Source organism: Eudoraea sp. (genome assembly GCF_049669105.1).
In the GTDB taxonomy this organism is placed as follows: domain Bacteria; phylum Bacteroidota; class Bacteroidia; order Flavobacteriales; family Flavobacteriaceae; genus Eudoraea.
Map to the genome: position 1 here is coordinate 1 of NZ_JBATKE010000169.1, position 1,743 is coordinate 1,743.

Here is a 1,743-nt window from a genome sequence, read left to right on the forward strand (position 1 = left end):
GAAGCCGGGAGTGCCTGAAGTCCGTCACCGTAAGGAGCGGCCTAGGGCAAAATCGGTAACTAGGGCTAAGTCGTAACAAGGTAGCCGTACCGGAAGGTGCGGCTGGAACACCTCCTTTCTAGAGAAATCGTCTATTATGGGGACTGTTTTTCTAACCTTTGTTTTTTTATCTCAAAATACTGTTTGTCATTATATTATATAAATAGGTTGTTGGTTTTCGGACCAATCCTAAAAGGGAGTCTTTTAAAAAAGGAAGGCTTTTAAAAAATGCAGTCTCATAGCTCAGCTGGTTAGAGCGCTACACTGATAATGTAGAGGTCGGCAGTTCGAGTCTGCCTGAGACTACTTGAAAGAGTAGGGGAAGGCGGTAAAAGCCTGCCTGCCACGCTAAAAGCGTGGAGACTACTTGAAAGAGTAGGGGAAGGTTGGAGCGGATTACAAGGATCACTAAAGGGGATTTTTTTCATTTAGGTGGTTTTATATTACAAGTTCATTGAGAAGTAAATTGAGATTATAGAAGTTGAGCAACTTTGAGGTTGCAGATTTAGTAAAGGCTAACTGCTGACTAAAATACTGCCAACTACAAAACAGGGTACTCCTTCGCTGTCCTATGACAGCTATGGAGCACAATGGGGAATTAGCTCAGCTGGCTAGAGCGCCTGCCTTGCACGCAGGAGGTCACCGGTTCGACTCCGGTATTCTCCACATAGGCCTTTTTTTTTATAAGGTTAGAATTCACGGGAATTGGTTTTGATTACAGGGAGTATTAAGCAATGCTTTTGGAATTGGGATTAAGGAGCTGTGAAGGAACGTTCATTGACATATTGAGACAGAGTGTGTATATTTTATTTATAGGATATATATACTCGGGAAAACACGAATTTAATAGAGAGGGTACAAGAGTACCAAAGAATACGAGGCGAGGCGACAAGCTAAGCAAGGGCGTATGGGGAATGCCTAGGCTCCCAGAGGCGAAGAAGGACGTGATAAGCTGCGAAAAACCGTGGGGATCGGCACATACGATATGATCCGCGGGTATCCGAATGGGGCAACCCACCATATTGAAGATATGGTATCCCGCAAGGGAGGCAAACCCGGTGAACTGAAACATCTAAGTAGCCGGAGGAGGAGAAAACAAGAGTGATTCTGTGAGTAGCGGCGAGCGAAAGTGGAAGAGTCCAAACCGATGTTGTTTCGGCAATGTCGGGGTTGTAGGACCACGATATTCGATGCATACTGAACCGGAAGCAACTGGAAAGTTGCGCCAAAGAGGGTGATAGCCCCGTATGGGTAAGGTTATGTTATTGATAGTGGTATCCTGAGTAGCGCGGGGCACGTGAAACCCTGTGTGAATCCGGCGGGACCATCCGCCAAGACTAAATACTCCTGGGAGACCGATAGTGAACCAGTACCGTGAGGGAAAGGTGAAAAGAACCCCGAACAGGGGAGTGAAATAGAACCTGAAACCATACGCCTACAAGCGGTCGGAGTTCCGCTTTGGCGGAATGACGGCGTGCCTTTTGCATAATGAGCCTACGAGTTGCCGTTGCTAGCAAGGTTAAGCCCTTCAGGGGCGGAGCCGCAGCGAAAGCGAGTCTGAATAGGGCGCTTTAGTTAGTAGTGGCAGACGCGAAACCGTGTGATCTACCCATGGGCAGGTTGAAGCTGTGGTAACACATAGTGGAGGACCGAACCCGTTGACGTTGAAAAGTCTTGGGATGACCTGTGGGTAGGGGTGAAAGG

The 1,743-nt window shown here is 47.5% G+C and carries 2 tRNA genes and 2 rRNA genes; all 4 read left to right on the top strand.

Annotated features, from left to right (window positions below):
* Positions 1-118: ribosomal RNA gene (locus WBM60_RS13515) — 16S ribosomal RNA — on the top strand; the annotation flags it as partial.
* Positions 119-271: 153 nt separating this feature from the next.
* Positions 272-345 (top strand) — tRNA-Ile (locus tag WBM60_RS13520).
* A gap of 286 nt (positions 346-631) precedes the next feature.
* A tRNA-Ala gene (locus WBM60_RS13525) sits at positions 632-705 on the top strand.
* 220 nt (positions 706-925) lie between these two features.
* Positions 926-1,743: ribosomal RNA gene (locus WBM60_RS13530) — 23S ribosomal RNA — on the top strand; the annotation flags it as partial.